The following is a 24,232-nucleotide window of genomic DNA, read 5'->3' as shown; positions in this document are numbered from 1 at the left end:
CTTTATATTAGAGATTTTATGTTGCCCGCCGGAACAAAATTGACACCTGTTTTATGCTGTGCTTACATAAACGTATGACGTAACTGGAAGGGGAACATCATGAAACGGCGCCTGTTTATCTTCGTGTTGTTCGTAGCCGTACCAGCATGTATATTCGTTGCCTGCGGCTCCAAACAATTGGAGGATACATTAGATATAGAAGTACAATCATTTGAAGGAAAAACACAAGAAGGAAAGGCCTTTTCCACAGAAGAAATGAAAGGCAAGGTGTGGCTGGCCGATTTTGTCTTCACAAGCTGCGATACGGACTGCCCGCCGCTGACACGAAATATGTCAGAGGTACAACAGCAGTTGAAACAAGAAGGTATCGATGCAGAGATCGTTACATTCAGCGTCGATCCCACTGTCGACACACCGGATAAATTAAAAGAATTTGCATTAAAAAACGGTGCTTCCCTCGATAATTGGACATTTGTTACGGAGTACACCCAGGAGCAGATCGCAGATTTCGCTCAGGAAAGCTTTCAGACCCCTGCTGTTAAAACAGAAGGAAATGATCAAGTCACCCACAGCAATGCTTTTTACCTTGTTGGGAAAAACGGAAAAGTCCTGAAAAAATATAAAGGAGACGTTGCTGTTCCCAAAGAACAAATCCTAAAAGATATAAAAGCCATTACCTAAAAAAGCCCCCCTTGCCGGGAGGCTTTTTCATTTAGATATTTAACTGAACAGATTACGGAAGAAATTGACGATCGCTTCCAGGAAGCTGAGAATAGCATTCTTCAAGCTTTCCCAGAACCCTTCATCCTGAACTAGGTCTTTGATATTGCCTGTAAGATCGTCCAGTTGGTTCTTCACTGCGTCAAAATTGATGTTCAAATCCCTCATTTTCTCAAACAAATCCGTGAGCCGCTGCCGATCTTCCGGACTGAGTTCGATGTTCAGGGAGTTAAGTTTCTCCTCTACGATTTGTTCCACTTCTTCTTTCGTTGCCGGGTCCTGCTCGGCAATCTCTTTCTTAATCTCTGTCAATAATTCACTGATTTTCGCTTCGTCTACTCCGGATTCCTTGGCAATAGATGTAGCGACATCCAGTTCCTCACTCGCTACCTGCATTCTTTCCTTATCAAGCTTGACGCCTTTGGCATCATACGCCTTATAAATGCCCGTAAGTGCGGAATGTCCAGATACTTTCACAGAGGATGCAACGAGCACATCTGCGTTCTCCACCCCTGCTGTCAGTAAAGCGTTTGTGTACATTTCTTTCGTTACTTGTGTTATGTTATCAGGTGTTACGATTTCCAAATGAAGGCCGGAATCTTCTTTGTGGATAATCTTCACGGACGAATACATATTCGCATTCGGATTTCCACCAATATATTCATTAAGATCCTGCCCATTGACCGTAAACTCGTCCACCTGATCATGCTGATCGACTTCAAGCAGTTCTTTTACTTCCGCTTTCTGCTCCGGGGACAGCGCCTCCCCGTAAACGACGATCGGCAGACCTAGTTTTTCGTTAATTCCCTGGTCGCCTGTCGACGCATAACTGGTCATAGGTAGTACTGCAAGCGTGAGCAACGTGACAATCGTGAACCATATACCTATACGTTTTATCATTTTTCAAGCTCCTCATTTCCGTTGGTTATCCCTCCATTGTATGTGGAGTTCCCCAACGATTATACCCGCCCTCCATTCCAGCATAACACGGGCTGCCTAAGTAGACGTATGATACATAGAAAAAGTTTCACTACCTATATAATTATTCTGCAGAGGACGTGATACAAATGTTGAGAAAAATCGGTTTATACTTGTTCGCTGTCGCTTTTTTCTATGCGGGTGTCACGCACTTCATTTACGACCATGGATTCGCCCGCATGTTCCCTTCCTGGGTCCCCTTTAAGCTCGAGCTGGTATATATGTCCGGAATTACAGAGTGGCTTCTTGCACTGCTTCTTATTTTCCCACAGACGAGAAGGGCAGCAGGCTTTGCTACCGCCATCTTCTTAGTAGCTGTCCTTCCTGCCAACATCTATGCTGCAATTTATGATATCCCTGCTCCTTGGACGGACGAGACAAGCTCTACCGCCCTGTGGATTCGTCCCTTTTTGCAGCCTCTTCTGATCTGGTGGGTGCTTGTCGTTTCCAAAGATTCGAACCAACAGAAAGCGTCTGGTAGAATGGATAGGGAGTAAACAAAGGAGGAAGACTGATGCGTTTATCGAACAAGAAGGTTATTGCTTTCGTAAGCCCGGACTTCGAAGACTTAGAGCTTTGGTATCCCCTTCTCCGGCTTCAGGAAGAAGGAGCCGTCGTCCACCTCGCTGGAGAAGAAGCGGGGGTGGAGTACCCGGGGAAATACGGCGTACCTGCCACTTCCGACTTATCCTTTAAGGATATCGATCCAGCAGATTACGATGGTGTGCTCGTCCCTGGTGGTTGGTCGCCTGACAAACTCCGCCGCTACGACAAAGTTCTGGAGATCGTCCGCCATATGGATGAACACAAAAAGCCGATTGGACAGATCTGCCATGCCGGTTGGGTTTTAATTTCTGCCGGTATTTTGAACGGAAGAAAAGTGACGAGTACTCCCGGTATAAAAGACGATATGACTAATGCAGGTGCCACGTGGTATGACGAACCTGTTGTTACCGACGGCCACCTGATCAGTGCAAGACGACCGCCTGATCTGCCACCCTATGCAAAAGCATTTGCAGATGAGCTGGCTGAAAATTAATAAACAAGCGCGAAGCCTCCTGGCTTCGCGCTTGTTTATTACTCAGAATCCGGATGGATCGCCTTACCAGCCAGCATGGATATAGTTGAATCATCCATCGGCGGGTTGTGCAATCCAGCTCGTACATCCCGGTAATATTTCTCAAAAGGATAATGTTTGGAAAGGCCACGCCCTCCTGCAATCCTCATTGCAAGATCAACCACTTCCGATGCCGCATTTGTTACGGCAAGTTTGACTGCCGACAGCTCCGGCTGCATGTGTTCCCGTTCTTCCGGCTCCTCATCCCATCTTCGCGCTGTGGCGTAAAGAAACGAATGCGCCTGGAGCAGCTTCCATTCCATTTCCCCGATCTTATCCTGAATATGGGATACCTCTGAAATGGGCGTGTCCAAACTGTTCGGTTGAAAATTGCGGGCGAACTCAATAGCATCATTCCTGGCAGCCACGGCAATTCCCAGATAGCACGCAGGAATGTGAAGGAGCCATCCCTTCGGTTTAGATTTCCCTTTGACAGCTGTCTCTACCAGATCTTCCACAGACAGTTCGACATCTGTCAGTACGAGATCATCGCTTCCTGTCCCTCTCATCCCAAGTGTGTCCCAAGTTTTCTCAACCGTTACACCCGGTTGATGACGATCGATTAAGAACCAGCCGACTTGATCCAAATCCTCCACGTAGGCTGATACAATGTAGTAGTCGAGAAGTTCTGCCAGGGAAGTGAAGGATTTTCTTCCATTCAGTATATAAGCATCCCCGTCTCTTACCGCGGTCGTCTCCGGTACTCCCCCGCGGGTCGGGCTGCCTGTGGCAGGTTCTGTCGCTGCTCTGTTAACGACTTTCTGGTCCTGGACTACCTCTTTAGCCAAACGATCAAACTGCTCCTTCTTCCATAGCTGTTCCTCTGAAAGCTCCATCATCACACCCATGTGCCAGCCGATGGACAATGCGACCGAACCATCCCCTTCAGCAATTTTTTCCTGCATCAGAATAAGTTCGTACAAGGATACCGCTTCGCCGCCGTACCCAGTAGGCAGGGCAAGTGCCGGATACTCTTCCCGCTTGATTGCAGCAAGCGTCTTCGGGGAAAACGAAGCCGTATGATCGGCATCCTTTTTATGCATTCGCGCTTCCTCTGCAATCGCTGCCGCTTTATCAAACAAGCGCTGCTGCCGCCCATTCTTGATCCATGGCTTCCATATATCTCCCATCACATTCCACTCCCTCTTCCATTGTTCTACGTTAAATCATACCCGACAACTCGGAATAACGCGAGCGCCTTGCTTCTCCTTTTAACGATACCCTCTAAGTGGAAAAAAATTCTTCGTGAATGTTCCATTCTTGACCTTCACTTCTTTTCCTTGCCCGATCATTTAAAAAGGAAGCCGCCAAAAAAAACAAGGCCTCTCTTTAGGAGAAGCCTTGCTTCTATTTTGTTTCCACATTCAAATGCTGCAACGCTTGTTTAACAGACGCGTAGGTCTGTAAGGATAACTCACTAAAGTCCGCATAAGGTGCGCTTTGAATAGCGAAAGATGGTTTTATTCCTGTTATGACCAATTTAGTACCCATGAGATCGAGAAGCTGATTCATCTGGTAAATTCCCATATGTATCGCTTCGTTATACGAATAAACTGCCGACATATCCATAATCAGGTAGTCCTCTTTCGATTCTTTCACATGGTGACTGACTGTTTCAAGCATCTGCTGAAGCCGCTCATCATCCACTGTACCAATCAAAGGAAGGACAGAAATATTATTCTCAATCGGAACAATTGGTGTAGAAAGACGCTTGAGTTCAGATAAGTAATGTCCGATCAACTCTTCCTGCTCCCGACGTTTTGTCACATCCTTCTGAACACCGACAAAATATGTCTGGTCCATCTGTTCGATGTACACAGGGAATATTTGCAGCTCGTTCCAAAACAAGGATCCATCTTTCCGGTAGTTCCTCAGCTCCACCAAGACAGGCTCCCTGTTAGCCAACCCCTGTCTGATCAACTTTATTTTCTCCGGTTTTGTTTCTTCTCCCTGCAGGAAACGGCAGTTCTTCCCTAATATTTCTTCAGGCTGATAGCCGGTCAATTCCTGGAAACCCTTATTGCAATAAATCATCGGATTGTCTTCCTGTTCCGGATCTGTAATAACGACACCGGCCCCGACGCGGTCGATCGCCGCTTTGATGAATTCGTTCTGCTGTATTTCTTCCAGCTTAGCAAATGAGATTTCACTCACTATGAACAATCCCCTCTAGTATGGAATGAATACTATCATGATAAAATGAATCCCTATAGTTGTGCAAGCGACACCCTGCATGAATTTCCAACCAATTTCGACAAATAAATGATTCTACCTGTTTTATCCTAAGAATCCTTGAAAAAAATGTGCAGGTGTTCGATGTAGGCCCGCACCTGCGGCAGTTCACTCATTTTTTCTTTCGTGCATGCCCACGTTTCTCTTGCTGCGATTTCTCCTCCCACCATCAGCGGTTTATGATGATAATAATCTTTCTCATTTTTTATAATGCTTTCCGGCAGCACTGTAGCACCAATCCCGCGCTTCATCATCTGCTTCGCCGTTTCGAATTGATCCACTTTAAACGAACGTTTGATGCCAGGGTTTTCTGCCAACCACTTATCGAGGAGTATCTGAAATCCCTGGTCGCTCTTAAACTCGATAAACGGCCGCCCCTCCATTCTTTCAAAGGGCAGAGAATCAAACAAATACAAACGATCATGAAATAAATGATGTGTTTCGTAGCCGGGAATCGGATCTCCCCGGACAATACAGATATGAAAATCCTCTGCCGTCTGCCTAATTTCTTCACTTGTGCCGGTAACTAGGTCAATCGATACATCCGGATACTTATTCATGAATGATTGAAGCTGCCCCGCGAGGAAATACTGGCTGAACAAAGAGGAGGCACCAATGGATACTGTCCCGACTATCTCTCCTCTGGCAGCAGCAAGTTTTTCATGAATCTTTTTTTCTGACTGGATCATAAAATCCGCGTGTTTCAGCACCAATTCTCCTGAGGGGGTGGGGATGAGCTTCTTCGGCGTCCTTAAAAAGAGCGCACTTCCAAAATACGCCTCTATGTATTTTAACCGCTGAGTAACTGCCGGCTGGGATATCAGTACTTTTTTTGCTGTCGCATGAATGGTTCCATACCGTTTCAAAGCCAGGAGTAGTTGGAAATCTTCCAGTTTCATCGCTATCCCTCCATAACTTTTACTTATCACTTTTCATTATAAACCAGTATTATTCAAATACCTATAAAAGCAGTACGATAAAGACAGTATTTAGGAGGTGCGGAAATGGATCGTTTTCTTACACAAAAGCTGATGAGCGCTTACTTTCTCTATGAGTGCGGCAGAGCTATGTACTTTGTCCTGATTACCTGGTTCCTCTATCAGTGGACAGACAATGCTTTATATACTGGTCTCCTCGTAAGCTTCGGGTTCGTACCAGGGTTATTTTCCAATCTTATTTTCGGAGTAATCATTGATCGCGGAAACCGGAAGCGCCTTGCCGGAATTGCAGGCTTGCTCAGCGCGTGTTGTTTGTTGGGGTTATGGAGTACGTTTTTCTTCGGATGGATGCACCTATGGATATTCATTAGTTCTCATATGATCATGCAGACACTCGGTTCGTTATTCAGACCTTCATTACAGGCCCTTGTTGCAGAAGTCTATCCAAAGGAATCGCTGCCGCGGATATTCTCATGGTCCAATACAGCGACGATCACTGGAAGTTTGACCGGAGCTTCATCTGGAGGGCTTCTGGCCGGCCTGGTAACCATGAACGTATCCATAGCCATCGTACTCTTTCTTTATACAGCTGGATGGATCGCCGTCACCCGCCTTGCTTATCAGCCTTTGTACGAGCGAGGATTAAGACCTCCATCCTCCTTTTTGAATGAGTTGAAAGGCGGATTCATTTACGTCCACGCCAACAGAATGCTTTACGGCCTGTTTGTTATGACTATGATCGGCCAACTGACCTTTCATACGACACTCGGTTTTCTCAGTGTGTATACAAGTGAGCACCTGCAGCAGGATGCATTCGTTTATGGACTTCTGGACAGTGTATTCTCCATTGGAGGAATCACAGCAGGGGTTCTGGGCACGTGGTGGTGGTCTACTTTCAGGAACCGCCTGGGTATCATGTCTCTGCTGCTTATGGCGGCAGGGCTCCTCATCGTTGTCTGGACCCAGCAGGTCTGGGTATCTTTTATCGGATTCTTTCTAATCGGTCTCAGCACTTCCTTTGTCCGCGCCTTGCTGCAATCCATCCAGCAGATGGTGACCGATGCTGACTTTCATGGACGAATGTCGAGTTTACGCATGCTCTGCAACCAGACATCTGTCGTCGTGACAGGGCCGATATTCGGCCTTATTGCAGAAGGATACGGCGTCCGTTATGTTTTCCTCATGCTGGGTATTCCGGTTGTTCTCGGCATCGTCTGGTCTGTCATTCAATCGAAGCACCCGGCATTCCTTGAGATCACAGCTAAACAATCCGCTTGAACAAAGCAAAAAAGGTATGCTTCGGGATAACCCGAAGCATACCTGCTATTGGATGTCTTTATGTTTGTAAGATTATCTTATCTCGTCTCTTCCTTCGGTGTGCGATAAACCTTCTCTACCTCAACTCCCAGTGCCTTCAAATAGTCGACGATCTGGTCTAATCTTTTCATTTTTTCACCTCAGTATGAAATAAGATTTGGTCTACGTTCGTAAAGATTCATCTGTCTACCATTAAGTACGTGCGGGGACCGGGCGGCGTTTCAATTTTTTATACTCTTCTTTACCCTCGGATCATCTTCGTTATGCCATTCTTTGCACATTTGGACATTTTTTATCGAAATGCCTCGAACGACCTTTGTTTGTTCCGCTACTGCTGCAAATCCGTGACTCTCAAAGAAAGGAACAGCAGGGAAGCTTGCTTCGGTTGTCAACAAACACCTACGCTGTTGAACCGCTTCTTCCATCAGCTTATGAAGCAAAAGGGAAGCGACCCCTCTGCGCCGGCTGTACTTATGGACATAAAGAAGGTCCACGACGTCTTTGTACAGGCTTCCAAGGCCGATGACACGCCCGTTTTCCCTGACCACCCACGTACTGCTTTTCTTTAACCGTTCGCACAGCCCCTGTGTATCAAGGAACCCCGCAGCCCAAGCCTCCCGTTGTTTTTCCGAATAAGGAGAACAGTCATCGTCGCAAATGGTCTCTCTGATCATCTGGATAATTTCCTGTAAATCATCACCCTTATACCATTTCTCTACGTTCAACCAAATCCCTCTCTCTTTCATCTTATCAGAATAAGATGCCGGTAAATTTAATAATTCTTTGACAATTGGTGGAGCGCTCGCACTTCCTCCATGAACTTGTCCACAGAGTCGCTGATTTCTTCTCTGTTCATCGGAGTGACGATAGAAAAATACCGCGTCGTTGTTTTTATATAGGGAAGCTGCATGATCAGGTGTTCGACACCTGTGTGACAGACAACTGTTTTAGATAAAAAGGACAAACCAAGACCCGCTTTCACCCCTTGGACAACTCCGTGATTACTTCCGATTGTAATCATCTTCTTCGGACGAATGTTGAAGCTCTCCAACATGGAATCCATCATCGCTCTTGTACCTGATCCTTCTTCCCGGGTGATCCACGTCTGATCCTGGAGATCAGCGAAAGTAATAGACGATTGTTTTCGAATCGGATGGGCCTCCGGCACGAGGACGACCATTTCATCTTCCATGAACGGCTCCGAGCTTAAACCATGCTGGGTAACCTTCCCCTCTATGAGTCCCACATCCAAGTCATGGTGCTGGACGGCCTCATTAATCCGCTTCGAGTTTTCAATTCTTACCTGTAAATCAACAGACGGGTAAGCCTGATCGAATGCTTTTAAAATAGGCGGAAGAATGTATTCCCCCACCGTATAACTCGCACCGATACGAATCAGTCCACCAAGCTCCCGCTGGTATTCTGATACTTCCTGAACGGCCTTATCGATCAAACCGATTGCCTGCCTTGAACGCTGATAGACAATCTCCCCTGTCTTTGTCAAATGAAAACGCTTCGGCGATCGATCAATCAACGTAGCATCAAAATAACGTTCTAAATTCTTTATGTGGGAACTTACTGTCGGTTGGGACAGATTTAAGCTGGCTGCTGCTTTTGTAAAGCTTTTTTGATCCACCACTGCCACAAAGGTTTTCATCGCTTCAAAATCCATAGTCTCACCCAATCATTATGTTTTTTAATTATAACCATTATAAAGTTTTATTTTACTAATAGATAGTCCGGGCGTATGATGGGGAATGGTCAGAAGGAGGATACACCTATGAATCAACAAATAAGAAATTACCTTCCCGGAATTGTTTTTACCGCCATCCTTGCTGCTGCAGGATTCCTTGTGGCTGAGCTGCCGCTTGTTAACCAAGTGGGGCCGTTGGCAGCAGCAATTGTGCTTGCTGTCATTTACAGACACTTCTTCGGATATCCCGAGCGACTGCACACAGGAATCCGCTTTTCGACGAAGAAGCTGCTTCGTTTAGCTATCATATTATTCGGTTTAAAACTGAACATCGATGTCATTCTTCATGAAGGATTACCTTTACTATTCCGCGGTACACTCGTTATCCTGTTCGCTGTCGGCTTGATGATGCTGCTTGCGAAAATCTTCAAAGCAGACAAATCGCTTACTTTGCTGCTCGGTATCGGCACCGGCATATGTGGTGCTTCCGCAATTGCAGCGGTTTCTCCAATCTTGAAAGCGAAGGAAAAAGACACCGCTCTAAGCGCAGGTATCATATCGGTGATCGGTACCCTGTTCGCCATCGCATACACGATTATCCGCCCCTTATTGCCGGCAGACGCAGAGACCTACGGAATGTGGGCGGGCTTAAGTCTTCACGAAATCGCACATGTCGCACTTGCAGGAGAGCCTGCAGGAGAAGACGGACTTGCCATGGCTCTCCTTGCCAAGCTCAGTCGTGTCTTCCTGCTCGTACCGGTCAGCCTGATTCTCGTATGGATCATGAACCGAAAAAAACGGAATGAAGAAAGCGGCCGTGCTATCGCTTTCCCATGGTTCCTTCTGGGTTTTATTGCTTTGAGCTTGTTCGGCAGCTATATAGATGGAACGCTGTTTACAATACCCGCTACTGTTATGAACGGTATATCGACAGGAACGTCCTTTATTTTGACAATGGCGATGGTTGGTCTCGGCTTGAATGTGAGTCTCTCTGATGTGAAGAACAAAGCATGGAAACCGACGCTGTTGCTGCTTGTCACATCGGTCCTTCTTTCCTTATTCACCTATTGGATCGTTGCCTGAAAACAGGTATCTCCCAGCGAAAAAAGAACCCTCATGTGGGTTCTTTTTTTCTTCCTGCGATTCATGCTCGTCCACTATGTGCATATAGTATAGGGACACTTTTTTGAAGGAAGGAATATCATTCACATGGGAATGTCTCAAACAAGGGCCGGGGCCTCCTTTTACGCTTTCCTGTCTATTACATTCTGGGGGATCTCTTTTGTATCCACGAAGGCCGTCTTGGATAAGATGGATCCCTTATCGCTTCTCGTCGTACGGTTCGGAATCGGATCCCTTTTCTTATTTCTGCTTATTCTTCTTTTGAGAGAACCATGGAAGGTCCGCATCTCCAACCTTCCGCATTTAATCATCCTCGGGGTTCTGGGTGTATTTATTCATCAAGTTATCCAAGCATCCGCTTTATTAACTATCCAAGCATCCGATGCAGGCTGGCTCATCGCCTTTTCCCCAATATTCACTATTTTCCTCTCCTTTCTATTTCTTCAGGAGAGGATCACTATAGGGAAAGTTCTGGGAATCACTTTATCCGTCACTGGAGTTCTGATGATCACGACTTGGGGACGGGGAATGAGTCTGGAATTCTCTCTATCTATTGGATATATTCTAATGATCCTAAGCACACTTAATTGGGCGGTTTACACCATATTGCTTCGAGCACTTGCCGTCCCGCTGCCACCTCTCGTCCTCACCTTTTATATGAGTATGATCGGGTTTATTCTTACCCTTCCCTTCTTTGTCAGAAATAACGGTATCCAGCAGCTTTACGGTCTCACATCTGCTGATTGGAGCCACCTTCTTTTTCTGGGCATCTTCGTTTCCGCCGTCGCTTATTGGTACTGGGCGAAGGCTCTTGAAGTCATGAAGGCTTCTCAAGTCTCCGTATTTCTATACTTTGAACCACTGGCTACTCTTGGTGCAGCGGTTCTCATCTTAAATGAACGATTAGCTCCTGCTTCTATCGCAGGAGGCTGTCTTATTGTTTTCGGTGTCATGATTGTACAAGGAAGATTTATCAATGGGAAGAATTAAGGAGGAAGAACTAATGAACCTTTTGGAACGTATGAAGAGAGCGTTCTCCACCATGTCTTCATGGAAGCCGGAAGAGATCAAGCAAACACTGCTGAACCTGGATGTATCGTTAGAGGAAGTGACTGCTTTTCTCCGAGATCCGGCAGGGAAACCATACGCCCGGAAAGTCTTGTATCAGGACGATCATGTAGAAGTGATCGTCATGAATTGGAGTGCCCTAGCTTGTGCACCGCACGACCATGGCCAATCAGCCGGATGGATCCAAGTCCTAAGCGGCCGGACCAAACAGACCATTTACAGAGTGGAGAACGACAGTCTTCCTGAGCCGCTTTTTACAGAGACGCAAAATAAAGGGTCTTGTTTCTTCGCACCTGTGCGGGGTGTCCACCAAATGGCGCAAGAAGGGGGAGAGCCACTCATCACGCTTCACCTTTATTCCCCACCCATCCGCGGAATGAAGGTGTACGATCTGGAAGCATGTGCTGCCTGTATTGTATCCACTGACTGCGGCGCATGGTGGCCGGATGATCAGAAGCAGAAAGTAAAAGAAATCCAATTAAAAAAGAAGCGGACTTGAGGCCCGCTTCTTTTAATTTATTGATCCAGTTTATACTTATCTTCATCCTCCGCAAAGCGGTTGTACCGTGTCTGCAGCCAGTAAAAGATATGGGAAACGAACACTTTAAGAATGGCATATCCCGGTATGGCGAGGATGATTCCGACTACCCCGAACAAATGGCCTGCCGTAAGCAGGACAAAGATGATCGTAACCGGGTGGATATGCAGGCTTTTCCCCATAATCTGTGGAGAGATAAACTTCCCTTCAAGCAGTTGGACCACTGTCCACACAATGGCCAGCTTCAATACCATAAATGGTGATGTCACGATGGATATGATCAAGGCAGGCGTAATTGCAATTGCCGGTCCTAAATATGGTACGACACTTGTCACACTGGCGATTGCCGCAAGTAAAAGAGCATAATCCAAGCCGATAATCAGGAACCCGATGTACATCATCACTCCGATACAGAAACTGACGATGATCTGGCCTTGAATGTAAGCACTAAGCTGATGATCAATGCCCTGAAAGACACTCTTCACTCCGGGACGAGCTTTCGGAGGAAACATACGGAGAATTTTCTCCGGCAGATGATGCCCGTCTTTCAGAAGGTAGAAAAGGATGAATGGAAGCGTAACTAAAGCAACGACCACACTTGTCACCGTGGATATGATGTTCGTAATCCCTTCGACCGTCTGAGAAGCATAGGATGATATATAATCAGGTACCTGGTTCAACAACTCATCTACATCATTGAACATATTTGTGTAGTAGCTGGAGAAGATGGAATTCTTCAACCATTCATCTGCTGACTTGATCATATCGCCAAGGTACTTCGGTAAATCCTCCGCCAGACTGATCAGCTGTTTCTCCAGGAACGGAATGATCAGGACAATAAGCAGCGTGATCAGACCTACCAGCACAAGCAGCGTCATCAAAATGCCCCATATCCGTTTGATCCGCCAAGATTCCAGTAAATTAATGATCGGACGAAGCAGATAGTAAACAACTACAGAGAGAATTAACGGCAGTGCCACCGTTTTTACAAATATGAAGAAAGGCTCGAAAATAAAGCCGACACTTGAATAAATGAAAATATTCAAACCGATTAACAGCAAGATCCCTAAAACATATAATAATTTCCTGCCGCCGAAAAATCGGATAAACGGTGTGGAATCCCAACGATTCATAATCATTACCCCTTCACGAATAAACAACTCTTCTTTATTTTTCCTCAGTTTATCATAATAGAAACCCCATAATGAACACTTTTGATTCACCGGTCGAGCGATTCTTCCTTTTACTCTACCATTGAACCAAAGACCTTATCCCTATATGGAATCGATTCCATATAATCTATTAATAACGAATAATTTACAAAATCATACAGAAGAGTCGATATTATTATCTCATTTTTTTCTTTAGTTGGAAACCTTTGCATAATTAAGATTAAGCTTAAGACCCTTGGTACATCCCCTCTTTCAATTTAATTCCACTAATGGCTGATACTTTTGGCCTGCATTGACCATATGGAATCCATTCCATAAAGTTAACCATGTGCTCCGGAGCATAATACTACTACATATTAGGAGGCAACAATGAAACGTACTTATTCTTCTTTATTATCTAAAATTGCGTTAACCGGTCTTGTTCTCGTTGGAACATTGGCACAAAGCCCTCTTCAAGCAAATGCACAAACAGACGAGGACACTCCAGTTTGGTCGAGAGAAGACGCACAAAACTTCCAATTGACGGAAGAGAATACAGCGCCTAATCTCGATTCTTTCACTGATGTGGCACCTGACTACTGGATATGGGATACCTGGCCTTTAAGAAACCGTGATGGTTCTATTGCGAAAATCAAAGGTTACTATGTTACCTTTGCCCTGACTGCAAGCAAGGATTATACGTGGGGCGGACGCCATGATCACGCCGTTATTCGTTACTTCTATTCCAAGAATGGAAAAGACTGGACGATGGGTGATGTTCCTTATGATCAGGAAAAAGCCTTTGGTTCCCGTCAATGGGCTGGATCTGCAATGCTGGATAAAGACGGAAAGGTCCACCTTTTCTACACAGCTACTGGACGTAAAGGGGAACCGACTTTCGAACAACGTTTAGCAAAGACAACGTTTGAAATGGATGCCAAAGGGAACTCCGGCGTCACTGTATCTAACCAGGGGGAACATCAAATCCTGGCAGAGGCAGATGGAAAATACTACGAAACACAAGAACAGAAAACCGGTGATATCATTTATTCCTTCCGTGACCCTTGGTTCTTCCAAGACCCTGAAACAGGGGAAGAGTACCTCATTTTTGAAGGAAACAGTGGTGGGTTTGATAAGACATTGAAGCAGAAGCACATCGGATCTACAGGTGAGGATGTTCCAGCCGGTGCAGAGAATTATAACGGGAACATCGGTATCGCTGAAGCGACAAACGATGACCTGACTGATTTTGAACTTCTTCCTCCACTGTTGGAGGCAAACGGGACAAACCAACAATTGGAGCGTCCGCATGTTGTGAAGAAAGGTAATGATTACTACCTGTTCACGATTACACACGAATTCACCTTCGCCCCAGGTCTAAAAGGGCCGGACGGGCTCTACGGATTCCATGGTGAATCTCTATTCGGAGATTATGAACCGATGAACGGAAATGGTCTTGTTGTGGCGAATCCGAAAGAAGATCCATTCCAAACCTACTCATGGGCTGTTTTACCACACGGACAAGTCATTAGTTTTGTGAATGAATTTTATGATGAGAATGGAAACTTCCAATTCGGCGGCTCTTTTGCCCCAACCCTTAAGATTAATCTCAAAGGTGATACATCCAAGATCACTAACGTTATGGGTGAAGGTGAAATCCACGGATAATGAAGAACCAATGGAAAGAAGCTAGGTTTTTAAGCAAAACCAGCTTCTTTTCTTTTAAATAAGGAGGTAAGACTAATGGTATTTAGAAGAAAAAGCTTGAAACATATCGTTATGGCGACTGTATTGAGTATGGGAGCAGCCGGCTTCGCGGGAAGCGTCTCTGCACAAGAAACACCAACATCCAACTGGACGATCGAGGATGCTTTGGAAATCGAGCGTACGGATGCAACCACAGCTCCTTATATCGAACCAGACTTTGAAAAGATGGCACCGGAACTCCACGTTTGGGATACTTGGCCATTACGGGAGAAGGACGGATCACTTGCTAAGGTAAACGGAAATTACGTTATCTTTTCCCTTACAGCACCGTCTGATCTGCTACCCGGAAAGCGTCATGATGTAGCAGCTATCCGCTATTTCTATTCTAAAAATGGTCAGGATTGGACGCTCGGCGGAGAAGCATTCCCTTCCGAAGATGCTTATGGTTCAAGGCAATGGGCTGGTTCCGCCATGATGGAAAACGGGAAACTCCATTTGTTTTATACGGCGACAGGCCGTAAAGGAGAAGAAACATTAACTTATGAACAACGCCTTGCCCTGGCAACAGGCGATATAAAAGCAGATGGAAATGGCGTTTCCTTCACAAACTTCTCCCATGACATAATCCTGGAGCCGCATGGTAAGTATTATCAAACTCAGGAACAGTCCCAACAAGGCGATATCGCTTATACCTTCCGCGATCCATGGTTCTACGAGGATCCGAAAAGCGGTAAAGATTACATCCTTTTCGAAGCGAATTCGCCCGGAGCTCCAGCAGAGAGAAGTTTAGATAAGGCATATATAGGCAGTGATGCATTCAGCAGCACCCATGAAGTATTTATGGAGGATTTCGCTAAACAATTCAATGGAAGTATCGGCATTGCGGAAGCTAAGAATGACGCCTATACAGAATTTGAAGCACTCCCTGCTCTTCTTGAAGCTAATTACGTAAATCAGGAGCTGGAACGCCCTCATATCGTGAATAAAGGGAATAAGTACTATTTATTCACAAGTACACATGAACATAAGTTCGGCCCAGGCGTGGACGGTCCTGACGGGCTTTATGGATTCACATCGAATTCCCTATTCGGAGGTTATGAACCTCTAAATGAAAGCGGCCTTGTTCTTGCTAATCCGGATGGCCATGACTACCAGTCGTACTCTTGGACCGTCATGCCCAATGGGAAAGTGATCAGCTTCTACAATTTCCATGACTTAGATGGGAAGAACATAGCAGATTTAGGAGGAACCACACCGGAATACCAAATGTCGCATTTCGGCGGTACGCTTGCACCTACAATCAAGCTGTCCATTCATAACGACACTACAAAAATAAATGGAGATTCAAAACCTGGAAAAATCAGATAATAAGTATATTCTTATCATAAAGAAGAAAGAGGCCCCGTATAGGGCCTCTTTCTTCTATCACATATTAGTGACTGCTTTATAATCCGACTCTTCCACATACCCAAGGACCGCATCTACATAGTATATATCTCCATAACACGCACCATACTGTTCTGCTTCTTCCCTGATACAGCTGTATATCCCGGTGTCTCTCAATTCGTCGTACTTTTGTGCGGAAAACTCGATGGCAAGTTCCTGCGTGTACTCGCCCCCTCGTTCCATAACAAATTCTATAAATCCAGGTCCGAAATTATAGGACTGCAAAGCCAGCTTCACATCGTAATCAGCACGTTCCAAAACATCACCAAAATAGCTTACCCCCTGTTCAATGGAGCGTTTTGGCTCTGTAATGCAGCCAACCTCTCCGCACAAGGATTCAGATGCCTGCATCGGATCGTTTCCCCGACCTCCTGATTCCTGCATCATCACAGCGAGAATAACTTCTGTATATGGTTCAATCCCCTCTTTAGCCGCATACGATCTAACCTCTTCCTCGTAATCAAGCACATTTGTAGACAGCTTCGGTTCCTTTTCCGTTCTCAAACTGCTCGCAATCTCTTGACCTATATCATAATTATTCATTACATAGAGAAAAATCCCAGCGAGAAGAAAGGGGAGAAAGAACATCAAGAAGCCGGCTTTTTTACTTTTGCTTTTGCTTTTGTTTCTGACAGACAATTTCTCCCTTCCTTCCATACGAAAATAACACTTTCATTCTATCATGTTAAAAGATCATCTTCCTGTATAATGAATCGGTAATACGCTGGATTAGTTTGATTATTCTGTCATTTACGGATTATAATTACCTAAAGGCAATAAACGACTGAATGATACGGATAATTATCTACTTAGAGACATAAGCTTCTTCGTATAACTTAGAGAATAGCTGGTTCTTTACAAACCAAACCTTAGAAAGAAGGGATCCCTATGAAGAAAAGCCTTGTTTTACAAACAGACTTCGGTTTAAGTGACGGTGCTGTCAGCGCCATGTACGGGGTATCTCTTTCCGTAGATCCTGATTTAAAGGTTTTTGACTTAACCCATGATATCCCTGCTTTCGACATTTGGGAAGCATCCTACCGCTTGTATCAAACGATCAGCTACTGGCCCGAAGGTACCGTTTTTGTATCTGTCGTGGACCCTGGAGTAGGCTCGGGCAGAAAAAGCATTGTCGCTCAAACGATGGGAAACCACTATATTGTAACCCCTGACAATGGTACGTTGACTCATGTCAACAAGTATATAGGGATCAGAGAAGTTAGAGAAATCGATGAGAGAATTAACAGACTTCCTAACTCCGGGGAATCCTACACCTTCCACGGGCGGGATGTCTATGCCTATACTGGTGCCAGATTAGCTTCAGGAGCTATTTCCTTCTATGGCGTAGGCGCTTCCCACCCCCACGACCGTATCGTATCCCTTCCTCTTCAAACGGCACAGTTGGATAATGGTGTCATTCAAGGTTCCATTGATGTTCTCGATATACGATTCGGTAACTTATGGACAAATGTAAGCAGAGAACTTTTTTCACAGTTGGACGCGACGCATGGAGATGGCTTGGAGGTTACGATTGATAATGGAACGAGACAGACTTATAGGAACAGCATGATATTTGGTAAATCTTTTGCAGATCGTCATATAGGTGAGCCGATCCTTTATGTGAACTCGTTGGATAATCTGGGCATCGCTATCAATCAAGGCTCTTTCGCAGATGCCTATCATATACAGCCAGGCCCGAATTGGACAGTAACCGTCCGAAAAGCATCGCACAATAATTTTAATTAACAAAAAAACCTTCAGGATAAACCTGAAGGTTTTTGAATTGACGTGGCAGCGTCCTACTCTCACGGGGATCTACCCGACTACCATCGGCGCTGAAGAGCTTAACTGCTGTGTTCGGCATGGGAACAGGTGTGACCTCTTCGCCTTCACCACCACATCAATATTCTATTGAGGTAAACCCTCAAAACTGGATAAGGAAACATCTTTATCGAAAGAAACGTTTTTCACGCGATCATTTGATCAGATAGATAAGTCATCGATCCATTAGTATCCGTCAGCTCCACGTGTCACCACGCTTCCACCTCGGACCTATCAACCTCATCGTCTCTGAGGGATCTTATTTGCTCGAAGGCAAAGGGAAATCTCATCTCAAGGGGGGCTTCATGCTTAGATGCTTTCAGCACTTATCCCGACCACACGTAGCTACCCAGCTATGCTCCTGGCGGAACAACTGGTACACCAGCGGTGTGTCCATCCCGGTCCTCTCGTACTAAGGACAGCTCCTTTCAAATTTCCAACGCCCACGACGGATAGGGACCGAACTGTCTCACGACGTTCTGAACCCAGCTCGCGTACCGCTTTAATGGGCGAACAGCCCAACCCTTGGGACCGACTACAGCCCCAGGATGCGATGAGCCGACATCGAGGTGCCAAACCTCCCCGTCGATGTGGACTCTTGGGGGAGATAAGCCTGTTATCCCCGGGGTAGCTTTTATCCGTTGAGCGACGGCCCTTCCATGCGGTACCGCCGGATCACTAAGCCCGACTTTCGTCCCTGCTCGACTTGTAGGTCTCGCAGTCAAGCTCCCTTGTGCCTTTACACTCTGCGAATGATTTCCAACCATTCTGAGGGAACCTTTGGGCGCCTCCGTTACTCTTTGGGAGGCGACCGCCCCAGTCAAACTGCCCACCTGACACTGTCTCCGGACCGGATCACGGTCCTGGGTTAGAATGTCCGTACAGCCAGGGTAGTATCCCACCAGCGCCTCCACCGAAGCTAGCGCTCCGGCTTCTAAGGCTCCTACCTATCCTGTACAAGCTGTACCAACATTCAATATCAGGCTACAGTAAAGCTCCACGGGGTCTTTCCGTCCTGTCGCGGGTAATGTGCATCTTCACACATAGTATAATTTCACCGGGTCTCTCGTTGAGACAGTGCCCAAGTCGTTGCACCTTTCGTGCGGGTCGGAACTTACCCGACAAGGAATTTCGCTACCTTAGGACCGTTATAGTTACGGCCGCCGTTTACTGGGGCTTCGGTTCAACGCTTCGCTTACGCTAACGCATCCCCTTAACCTTCCAGCACCGGGCAGGTGTCAGCCCCTATACTTCGCCTTACGGCTTCGCAGAGACCTGTGTTTTTGGTAAACAGTCGCTTGGGCCTTTTCACTGCGGCTCCTCGGCAGAGGAGCACCCCTTCTCCCGAAGTTACGGGGTCATTTTGCCGAGTTCCTTAACGAGAGTTCTCCCGCTCACCTTAGGATCCTCTCCTCGCCTACCTGTGTCGGTTTGCGGTACGGGCACCTCTTTCCTCACTAGAGGATTTTCTTGGCAGTGTGAACTCAGGAGCTTCGGTACTATAGTTCCCTCCCCATCACAGCTTGACGTTATGCCGGACGGATTTGCCTATCCGACCGTCTCACTGCTTGGACGTGCACATCCAATGGCACGCTCTCCTTATCCTCCTGCGTCCCCCCGTCGTTCAAACGGAAAGGAGGTGGTACAGGAATATCAACCTGTTGTCCATCGCCTACGCCTTTCGGCCTCGGCTTAGGTCCCGACTAACCCTGAGAGGACGAGCCTTCCTCAGGAAACCTTAGGCATTCGGTGAAAGAGATTCTCACTCTTTTTTCGCTACTCATACCGGCATTCTCACTTCTAAGCGCTCCACCAGTCCTTACGGTCTGACTTCACGGCCCTTAGAACGCTCTCCTACCATTGATCCTACGATCAATCCGCAGCTTCGGTGGTGTGTTTAGCCCCGGTACATTTTCGGCGCAGAGTCACTCGACCAGTGAGCTATTACGCACTCTTTAAATGATGGCTGCTTCTAAGCCAACATCCTGGTTGTCTAAGCAACTCCACATCCTTTTCCACTTAACACACACTTTGGGACCTTAGCTGGCGGTCTGGGCTGTTTCCCTCTCGACTATGAACCTTATCACCCACAGTCTGACTCCCAGAACAAAGTCTATGGCATTCGGAGTTTGACTGAATTCGGTAACCCGATAGGGGCCCCTCGTCCAATCAGTGCTCTACCTCCATGACTTTCTATTCTGAGGCTAGCCCTAAAGCTATTTCGGAGAGAACCAGCTATCTCCGTGTTCGATTGGCATTTCACCCCTACCCACACCTCATCCCCGCAATTTTCAACTTGCGTGGGTTCGGGCCTCCAGTCAGTGTTACCTGACCTTCACCCTGGACATGGGTAGATCACACGGTTTCGGGTCTACGACCGCATACTCACTCGCCCTATTCAGACTCGCTTTCGCTGCGGCTCCGCTTCTGCTGCTTAACCTTGCATACGGTCGTAACTCGCCGGTTCATTCTACAAAAGGCACGCCATCACCCATTAACGGGCTCTGACTACTTGTAGGCACACGGTTTCAGGATCTCTTTCACTCCCCTTCCGGGGTGCTTTTCACCTTTCCCTCACGGTACTGGTTCACTATCGGTCACTAGGGAGTATTTAGCCTTGGGAGATGGTCCTCCCGGATTCCGACGGAATTTCACGTGTTCCGCCGTACTCAGGATACACTCCGGAGGGAGAAAGGTTTCGACTACAGGGCTGTTACCTGCTCTGGCTGATCGTTCCAGATCGATTCATCTACCTTCCTCCTTGGTAACTCCAAAGGAGTGTCCTACAACCCCAAGAGGCAAGCCTCTTGGTTTGGGCTGATTCCGTTTCGCTCGCCGCTACTTGGGAAATCGCATTTGCTTTCTCTTCCTCCGGGTACTTAGATGTTTCAGTTCCCCGGGTCTGCCTTCTTATACCTATGTATTCAGCATAAGATCCTGCTCCATTACGAACAGTGGGTTTCCCCATTCGGAAATCTCCGGGTCAAAGCCTACTTACGGCTCGCCGGAGCATATCGGTGTTAGTCCCGTCCTTCATCGGCTCCTAGTACCAAGGCATCCACCGTGCGCCCTTATTCACTTAACTATCGTCGTGAAAAGACGTTTGTTTAAAACTTTCGATGTTTGATGTCTTGTCATCAATCGTTTCATCGTTAGATGATACGATGATTCCTTATCCAGTTTTCAAGGTTCACGTAGTTCAGAGAAATCTTTCGATCTCTCAAAACTGAACAACCAACCAAGTACGCTTCCGTTCTAAATCCTTAGAAAGGAGGTGATCCAGCCGCACCTTCCGATACGGCTACCTTGTTACGACTTCACCCCAATCATTGGTCCCACCTTCGGCGGCTGGCTCCAAAAGGTTACCTCACCGACTTCGGGTGTTACCAACTCTCGTGGTGTGACGGGCGGTGTGTACAAGGCCCGGGAACGTATTCACCGCGGCATGCTGATCCGCGATTACTAGCGATTCCGGCTTCATGCAGGCGAGTTGCAGCCTGCAATCCGAACTGAGAATGGTTTTATGGGATTTGCTACACCTCGCGGCTTCGCTGCCCTTTGTACCATCCATTGTAGCACGTGTGTAGCCCAGGTCATAAGGGGCATGATGATTTGACGTCATCCCCGCCTTCCTCCGGTTTGTCACCGGCAGTCACCTTAGAGTGCCCAACTGAATGCTGGCAACTAAGATCAGGGGTTGCGCTCGTTGCGGGACTTAACCCAACATCTCACGACACGAGCTGACGACAACCATGCACCACCTGTCACTTGGTCCCCGAAGGGAAATCCCTATCTCTAGGGAGGTCCAAGGATGTCAAGACCTGGTAAGGTTCTTCGCGTTGCTTCGAATTAAACCACATGCTCCACCGCTTGTGCGGGCCCCCGTCAATTCCTTTGAGTTTCAGCCTTGCGGCCGTACTCCCCAGGCGGAGTGCTTAATGCGTTAACTTCAGCACTAAGGGGTGGAAGCCCCCTAACACCTAGCACTCATCGTTTACGGCGTGGACTACCAGGGTATCTAATCCTGTTTGCTACCCACGCTTTCGCACCTCAGCGTCAGAAACAGACCAGAGAGTCGCCTTCGCCACTGGTGTTCCTCCACATATCTACGCATTTCACCGCTACACGTGGAATTCCACTCTCCTCTTCTGTCCTCAAGTTCCCCAGTTTCCAATGACCCTCCACGGTTGAGCCGTGGGCTTTCACATCAGACTTAAGGAACCGCCTGCGCGCGCTTTACGCCCAATAATTCCGGACAACGCTTGCCCCCTACGTATTACCGCGGCTGCTGGCACGTAGTTAGCCGGGGCTTCCTCGTTAGGTACCGTCAAGGTACCGCTCTATTCGCACGGTACTTGTTCTTCCCTAACAACAGAACTTTACGATCCGAAGACCTTCATCGTTCACGCGGCGTTGCTCCGTCAGACTTTCGTCCATTGCGGAAGATTCCCTACTGCTGCCTCCCGTAGGAGTCTGGGCCGTGTCTCAGTCCCAGTGTGGCCGATCACCCTCTCAGGTCGGCTACGCATCGTCGCCTTGGTGAGCCGTTACCTCACCAACTAGCTAATGCGCCGCGGGCCCATCTGTAAGTGATAGCGAGAAGCCATCTTTCAACTTTCCTTCATGCGAAAGAAAGTATTACCCGGTATTAGCCCCGGTTTCCCGGAGTTATCCCGATCTTACAGGCAGGTTGCCCACGTGTTACTCACCCGTCCGCCGCTCGTTCCACGAGCGTCACCCCGAAGGGATCAGCTCGCTTCCCGCGCTCGACTTGCATGTATTAGGCACGCCGCCAGCGTTCGTCCTGAGCCAGGATCAAACTCTCCATAAAAGTGTTTGACTTGCTCATTTTGCACACCGAATGTGCTTGTTTGAATTCTCTCTATATAATAGAAAGAATGTTTGACGTACTGGTTGGTTCGTTCAGTTTTCAAAGATCAAAATGTTGTTTGCCGCTTAACAGCGACTTAACTAATATAACATGTTGTTTCGTTTCCGTCAACAACTTTTTTATATTTTGTTTCGTTAAGTTCTGTGCGGTGCGCCGCTCTCTTAACGCGACAAGTAATAATATATCATGGCTATAAATCTATTGCAATACCTTTTTCGATATTTTTTTCATAGTATGCTAGTTCAACAAAAAGCTTCTATATTATATAAACAAAAAAGCACACCCGGATAAAGGTGTACTCAACGATACCTGCTTCTTCTTTTGCGCATAATTTTCCTTATGATCGGATAGATGATCGGTCCATATTTGAAGATGCGTCTTATTAATCGCTTCATATAGTTTCTCTCCTTGTAGACTGTCGTTACATTTATCTTTCCCCTGGAAAGATAAAAAGAAACCGATCAACCTCCAACTATTTCATAATAGAGCTTCTTAGCATCTATGACATCCTTCGTTCCATGGATGAGCACCCTTCCATCTCTAAAGAAAACCATACGATGATGCTTGCCATGGTCGTATGATAGTAAAAATGGATTCTCTTTCACTTTCTCTGAAGGTAATCGACGCTTCAACTCTGCAAAGTCACGCTTCATCGTTCCGGAAGGGCGTATCTGCACGGTATCCCGACCACATAGAACAGCAAATTTAGTAGCATTGACTTCTTCTAAATATGGATAGACGGGAGAATCACCACACGAGGGACAATCTTTCCTTCTGGCGTTCGAGACTTTAATGGAGGTCCTGTCATTATTCCATAAGTCGAAGGTCATCAAAGCTGGATTAACGCGGGCGAAGTCCCCGGTCAGTATCTTTAACGCTTCCGCTACTTGTAATGCTGTAACCATCTGCACGGCCGGACTGATCACACCGACAGTATCACAAGTCGCTCCGCCCAGAGGTACACGTTCCAACAAACAACCTAAGCAAGGGGTTTTCTCTGGAAGAATGGAAAACACAAGACCGTTGCCTCCGACACACCCACCATATATATAGGGGATATTATACTTCTGGGCCACGTCATTCATCAGCATTCTTGTTTCAAAGTTATCGGTACCGTCCATCATTAAATCAACACCATCTGCCAAACGGAGCAATTCTTCCCGCTGAACATCGGCAATCACACCTTCTATAGAAACCGTTGAATTAATACTGGACAACCTCCGTTTAGCCGCTTCCGCTTTCGGAAGGTGTGCCGCAGCATCCGCTTCCGTATATAATTGCTGCCTTTGCAGATTACTTAGTTCTACATAATCCCTGTCGACAATCGTCAGCTTCCCCACTCCGGCCCGCACCAGCTGTTCCGAGCTGCTCGTACCCAGAGCACCCGCTCCAATAATGAGTACATGACTCCCCTCCAGCTTACTTTGTCCCTTTTGCCCAATCGGTCGAAACCGTTCCTGTCGTGAATATCTTCCATCACTCAAAAAAAAGCC

Annotated in this window: 19 protein-coding genes and 3 rRNA genes; 10 read left to right on the top strand and 12 right to left on the bottom strand. The window is 46.8% G+C overall.

The features are described 5' to 3' along the window. The first annotated feature begins 99 nt into the window (after positions 1–99). On the top strand, positions 100–681 hold the full coding sequence (locus tag M662_RS01725) for a cytochrome c oxidase assembly protein (protein ID WP_008636346.1): 582 nt from the start codon (positions 100–102) through the stop codon (positions 679–681). A 39-nt stretch (positions 682–720) separates the two neighbouring features. On the opposite strand, the gene M662_RS01720 is transcribed toward M662_RS01725, so the two are convergent. Then, positions 721–1,620, bottom strand: a complete 900-nt coding sequence (locus tag M662_RS01720) for a DUF1002 domain-containing protein (RefSeq protein ID WP_008636347.1) — start codon at positions 1,618–1,620, stop codon at positions 721–723. A 167-nt stretch (positions 1,621–1,787) separates the two neighbouring features. Between M662_RS01720 and M662_RS01715 the strand changes: the two genes are divergently transcribed. Beyond that, a complete protein-coding gene (locus tag M662_RS01715) occupies positions 1,788–2,195 on the top strand; it encodes a DoxX family protein (RefSeq protein ID WP_035387932.1) in 408 nt (135 codons plus the stop codon). A gap of 17 nt (positions 2,196–2,212) precedes the next feature. Continuing rightward, positions 2,213–2,737 (top strand): type 1 glutamine amidotransferase domain-containing protein, encoded by a 525-nt coding sequence (locus tag M662_RS01710; RefSeq protein WP_026577027.1) that lies wholly within the window; start codon positions 2,213–2,215, stop codon positions 2,735–2,737. A 38-nt stretch (positions 2,738–2,775) separates the two neighbouring features. Here M662_RS01710 and M662_RS01705 read toward each other — a convergent pair whose 3' ends face one another. The 3 genes from M662_RS01705 to M662_RS01695 form a co-directional block, all read right to left on the bottom strand. Next, positions 2,776–3,945, bottom strand: coding sequence for an acyl-CoA dehydrogenase family protein (locus M662_RS01705; RefSeq protein WP_026577028.1), 1,170 nt, complete (start codon positions 3,943–3,945; stop codon positions 2,776–2,778). A gap of 217 nt (positions 3,946–4,162) precedes the next feature. Continuing rightward, positions 4,163–4,969, bottom strand: coding sequence for a YtvA family blue-light photoreceptor (locus tag M662_RS01700; protein ID WP_008636934.1), 807 nt, complete (start codon positions 4,967–4,969; stop codon positions 4,163–4,165). Between the two features lie 128 nt (positions 4,970–5,097). Beyond that, positions 5,098–5,946 (bottom strand): LysR family transcriptional regulator, encoded by an 849-nt coding sequence (locus M662_RS01695; protein WP_026577030.1) that lies wholly within the window; start codon positions 5,944–5,946, stop codon positions 5,098–5,100. Between the two features lie 105 nt (positions 5,947–6,051). On the opposite strand from M662_RS01695, the gene M662_RS01690 reads away from it, so the two are divergent. Next, positions 6,052–7,263, top strand: coding sequence for an MFS transporter (locus M662_RS01690; RefSeq protein WP_026577031.1), 1,212 nt, complete (start codon positions 6,052–6,054; stop codon positions 7,261–7,263). A gap of 260 nt (positions 7,264–7,523) precedes the next feature. On the opposite strand, the gene M662_RS01685 is transcribed toward M662_RS01690, so the two are convergent. Next, positions 7,524–8,027: a GNAT family N-acetyltransferase gene (locus tag M662_RS01685; protein ID WP_051348842.1), complete on the bottom strand. Its 504-nt coding sequence runs from the start codon at positions 8,025–8,027 to the stop codon at positions 7,524–7,526. A gap of 47 nt (positions 8,028–8,074) precedes the next feature. Then, complete coding sequence (locus tag M662_RS01680) at positions 8,075–8,959, bottom strand: LysR family transcriptional regulator (RefSeq protein WP_236096531.1); 885 nt, start codon at positions 8,957–8,959, stop codon at positions 8,075–8,077. Positions 8,960–9,082: 123 nt separating this feature from the next. Between M662_RS01680 and M662_RS01675 the strand changes: the two genes are divergently transcribed. The 3 genes from M662_RS01675 (at position 9,083) to M662_RS01665 (ending at position 11,684) form a co-directional block, all read left to right on the top strand. Then, positions 9,083–10,078 carry a YeiH family protein gene (locus tag M662_RS01675; RefSeq protein WP_026577033.1) on the top strand — a complete coding sequence of 332 codons (996 nt, stop codon included), beginning with the start codon at positions 9,083–9,085 and terminating at the stop codon, positions 10,076–10,078. A gap of 126 nt (positions 10,079–10,204) precedes the next feature. Continuing rightward, the gene (locus M662_RS01670) at positions 10,205–11,107 is read left to right on the top strand and encodes a DMT family transporter (RefSeq protein WP_008636948.1); all 903 of its coding nucleotides are present in this window, start codon (positions 10,205–10,207) and stop codon (positions 11,105–11,107) included. Beyond that, positions 11,094–11,684: a cysteine dioxygenase gene (locus M662_RS01665; protein WP_008636949.1), complete on the top strand. Its 591-nt coding sequence runs from the start codon at positions 11,094–11,096 to the stop codon at positions 11,682–11,684. The genes M662_RS01670 and M662_RS01665 overlap by 14 nt, the downstream gene beginning before the upstream one ends. 17 nt (positions 11,685–11,701) lie before the next feature. Here the strand turns inward: M662_RS01665 and M662_RS01660 are convergent, their stop codons facing one another. Further along, the gene (locus M662_RS01660) at positions 11,702–12,856 is read right to left on the bottom strand and encodes an AI-2E family transporter (RefSeq protein ID WP_152413379.1); all 1,155 of its coding nucleotides are present in this window, start codon (positions 12,854–12,856) and stop codon (positions 11,702–11,704) included. Between the two features lie 408 nt (positions 12,857–13,264). On the opposite strand from M662_RS01660, the gene M662_RS01655 reads away from it, so the two are divergent. Both M662_RS01655 and M662_RS01650 read left to right on the top strand, forming a co-directional pair. After that, complete coding sequence (locus M662_RS01655) at positions 13,265–14,542, top strand: glycoside hydrolase family 68 protein (protein WP_026577035.1); 1,278 nt, start codon at positions 13,265–13,267, stop codon at positions 14,540–14,542. A 75-nt stretch (positions 14,543–14,617) separates the two neighbouring features. Then, positions 14,618–15,949 carry a glycoside hydrolase family 68 protein gene (locus M662_RS01650; RefSeq protein WP_026577036.1) on the top strand — a complete coding sequence of 444 codons (1,332 nt, stop codon included), beginning with the start codon at positions 14,618–14,620 and terminating at the stop codon, positions 15,947–15,949. A 57-nt stretch (positions 15,950–16,006) separates the two neighbouring features. On the opposite strand, the gene M662_RS01645 is transcribed toward M662_RS01650, so the two are convergent. Next, positions 16,007–16,570, bottom strand: coding sequence for a lysozyme family protein (locus M662_RS01645; RefSeq protein ID WP_236096530.1), 564 nt, complete (start codon positions 16,568–16,570; stop codon positions 16,007–16,009). A gap of 345 nt (positions 16,571–16,915) precedes the next feature. Here M662_RS01645 and M662_RS01640 point away from each other — a divergent pair, with 345 nt between their 5' ends. After that, a complete protein-coding gene (locus tag M662_RS01640; RefSeq protein ID WP_008636962.1) occupies positions 16,916–17,773 on the top strand; it encodes an SAM hydrolase/SAM-dependent halogenase family protein in 858 nt (285 codons plus the stop codon). Positions 17,774–17,813: 40 nt separating this feature from the next. On the opposite strand, the gene rrf is transcribed toward M662_RS01640, so the two are convergent. From rrf to M662_RS01620, 4 genes are all read right to left on the bottom strand, one after another. Beyond that, a 5S ribosomal RNA gene (rrf, locus tag M662_RS01635) occupies positions 17,814–17,927 on the bottom strand. Positions 17,928–18,014: 87 nt separating this feature from the next. After that, positions 18,015–20,933 (bottom strand): 23S ribosomal RNA (locus M662_RS01630). Between the two features lie 182 nt (positions 20,934–21,115). After that, a 16S ribosomal RNA gene (locus M662_RS01625) occupies positions 21,116–22,679 on the bottom strand. Together the 16S, 23S and 5S rRNA genes form the textbook arrangement of a ribosomal RNA operon. Before the next feature lie 521 nt (positions 22,680–23,200). Beyond that, positions 23,201–24,223: a ThiF family adenylyltransferase gene (locus tag M662_RS01620; protein WP_026578888.1), complete on the bottom strand. Its 1,023-nt coding sequence runs from the start codon at positions 24,221–24,223 to the stop codon at positions 23,201–23,203. Positions 24,224–24,232: the final 9 nt, after the last annotated feature.

Source organism: Bacillus sp. SB49 (genome assembly GCF_000469135.2).
In the GTDB taxonomy this organism is placed as follows: Bacteria; Bacillota; Bacilli; order Bacillales; family Halobacillaceae; genus Halobacillus.
This window is presented reverse-complemented; position numbering and strand designations above follow the sequence as displayed.

What these genes read in the sequence shown, in the direction of transcription:
- M662_RS01725 (WP_008636346.1), top strand. Translation starts at nt 100, where the DNA reads ATGAAACGGCGCCTGTTTATCTTCGTGTTGTTCGTAGCCGTACCAGCA.
- M662_RS01720 (WP_008636347.1), bottom strand. Translation starts at nt 1,620, where the DNA reads ATGATAAAACGTATAGGTATATGGTTCACGATTGTCACGTTGCTCACG.
- M662_RS01715 (WP_035387932.1), top strand. Translation starts at nt 1,788, where the DNA reads ATGTTGAGAAAAATCGGTTTATACTTGTTCGCTGTCGCTTTTTTCTAT.
- M662_RS01710 (WP_026577027.1), top strand. Translation starts at nt 2,213, where the DNA reads ATGCGTTTATCGAACAAGAAGGTTATTGCTTTCGTAAGCCCGGACTTC.
- M662_RS01705 (WP_026577028.1), bottom strand. Translation starts at nt 3,945, where the DNA reads ATGGGAGATATATGGAAGCCATGGATCAAGAATGGGCGGCAGCAGCGC.
- M662_RS01695 (WP_026577030.1), bottom strand. Translation starts at nt 5,946, where the DNA reads ATGAAACTGGAAGATTTCCAACTACTCCTGGCTTTGAAACGGTATGGA.
- M662_RS01690 (WP_026577031.1), top strand. Translation starts at nt 6,052, where the DNA reads ATGGATCGTTTTCTTACACAAAAGCTGATGAGCGCTTACTTTCTCTAT.
- M662_RS01680 (WP_236096531.1), bottom strand. Translation starts at nt 8,959, where the DNA reads ATGAAAACCTTTGTGGCAGTGGTGGATCAAAAAAGCTTTACAAAAGCA.
- M662_RS01675 (WP_026577033.1), top strand. Translation starts at nt 9,083, where the DNA reads ATGAATCAACAAATAAGAAATTACCTTCCCGGAATTGTTTTTACCGCC.
- M662_RS01670 (WP_008636948.1), top strand. Translation starts at nt 10,205, where the DNA reads ATGGGAATGTCTCAAACAAGGGCCGGGGCCTCCTTTTACGCTTTCCTG.
- M662_RS01665 (WP_008636949.1), top strand. Translation starts at nt 11,094, where the DNA reads ATGGGAAGAATTAAGGAGGAAGAACTAATGAACCTTTTGGAACGTATG.
- M662_RS01660 (WP_152413379.1), bottom strand. Translation starts at nt 12,856, where the DNA reads ATGAATCGTTGGGATTCCACACCGTTTATCCGATTTTTCGGCGGCAGG.
- M662_RS01655 (WP_026577035.1), top strand. Translation starts at nt 13,265, where the DNA reads ATGAAACGTACTTATTCTTCTTTATTATCTAAAATTGCGTTAACCGGT.
- M662_RS01650 (WP_026577036.1), top strand. Translation starts at nt 14,618, where the DNA reads ATGGTATTTAGAAGAAAAAGCTTGAAACATATCGTTATGGCGACTGTA.
- M662_RS01645 (WP_236096530.1), bottom strand. Translation starts at nt 16,570, where the DNA reads ATGAATAATTATGATATAGGTCAAGAGATTGCGAGCAGTTTGAGAACG.
- M662_RS01640 (WP_008636962.1), top strand. Translation starts at nt 16,916, where the DNA reads ATGAAGAAAAGCCTTGTTTTACAAACAGACTTCGGTTTAAGTGACGGT.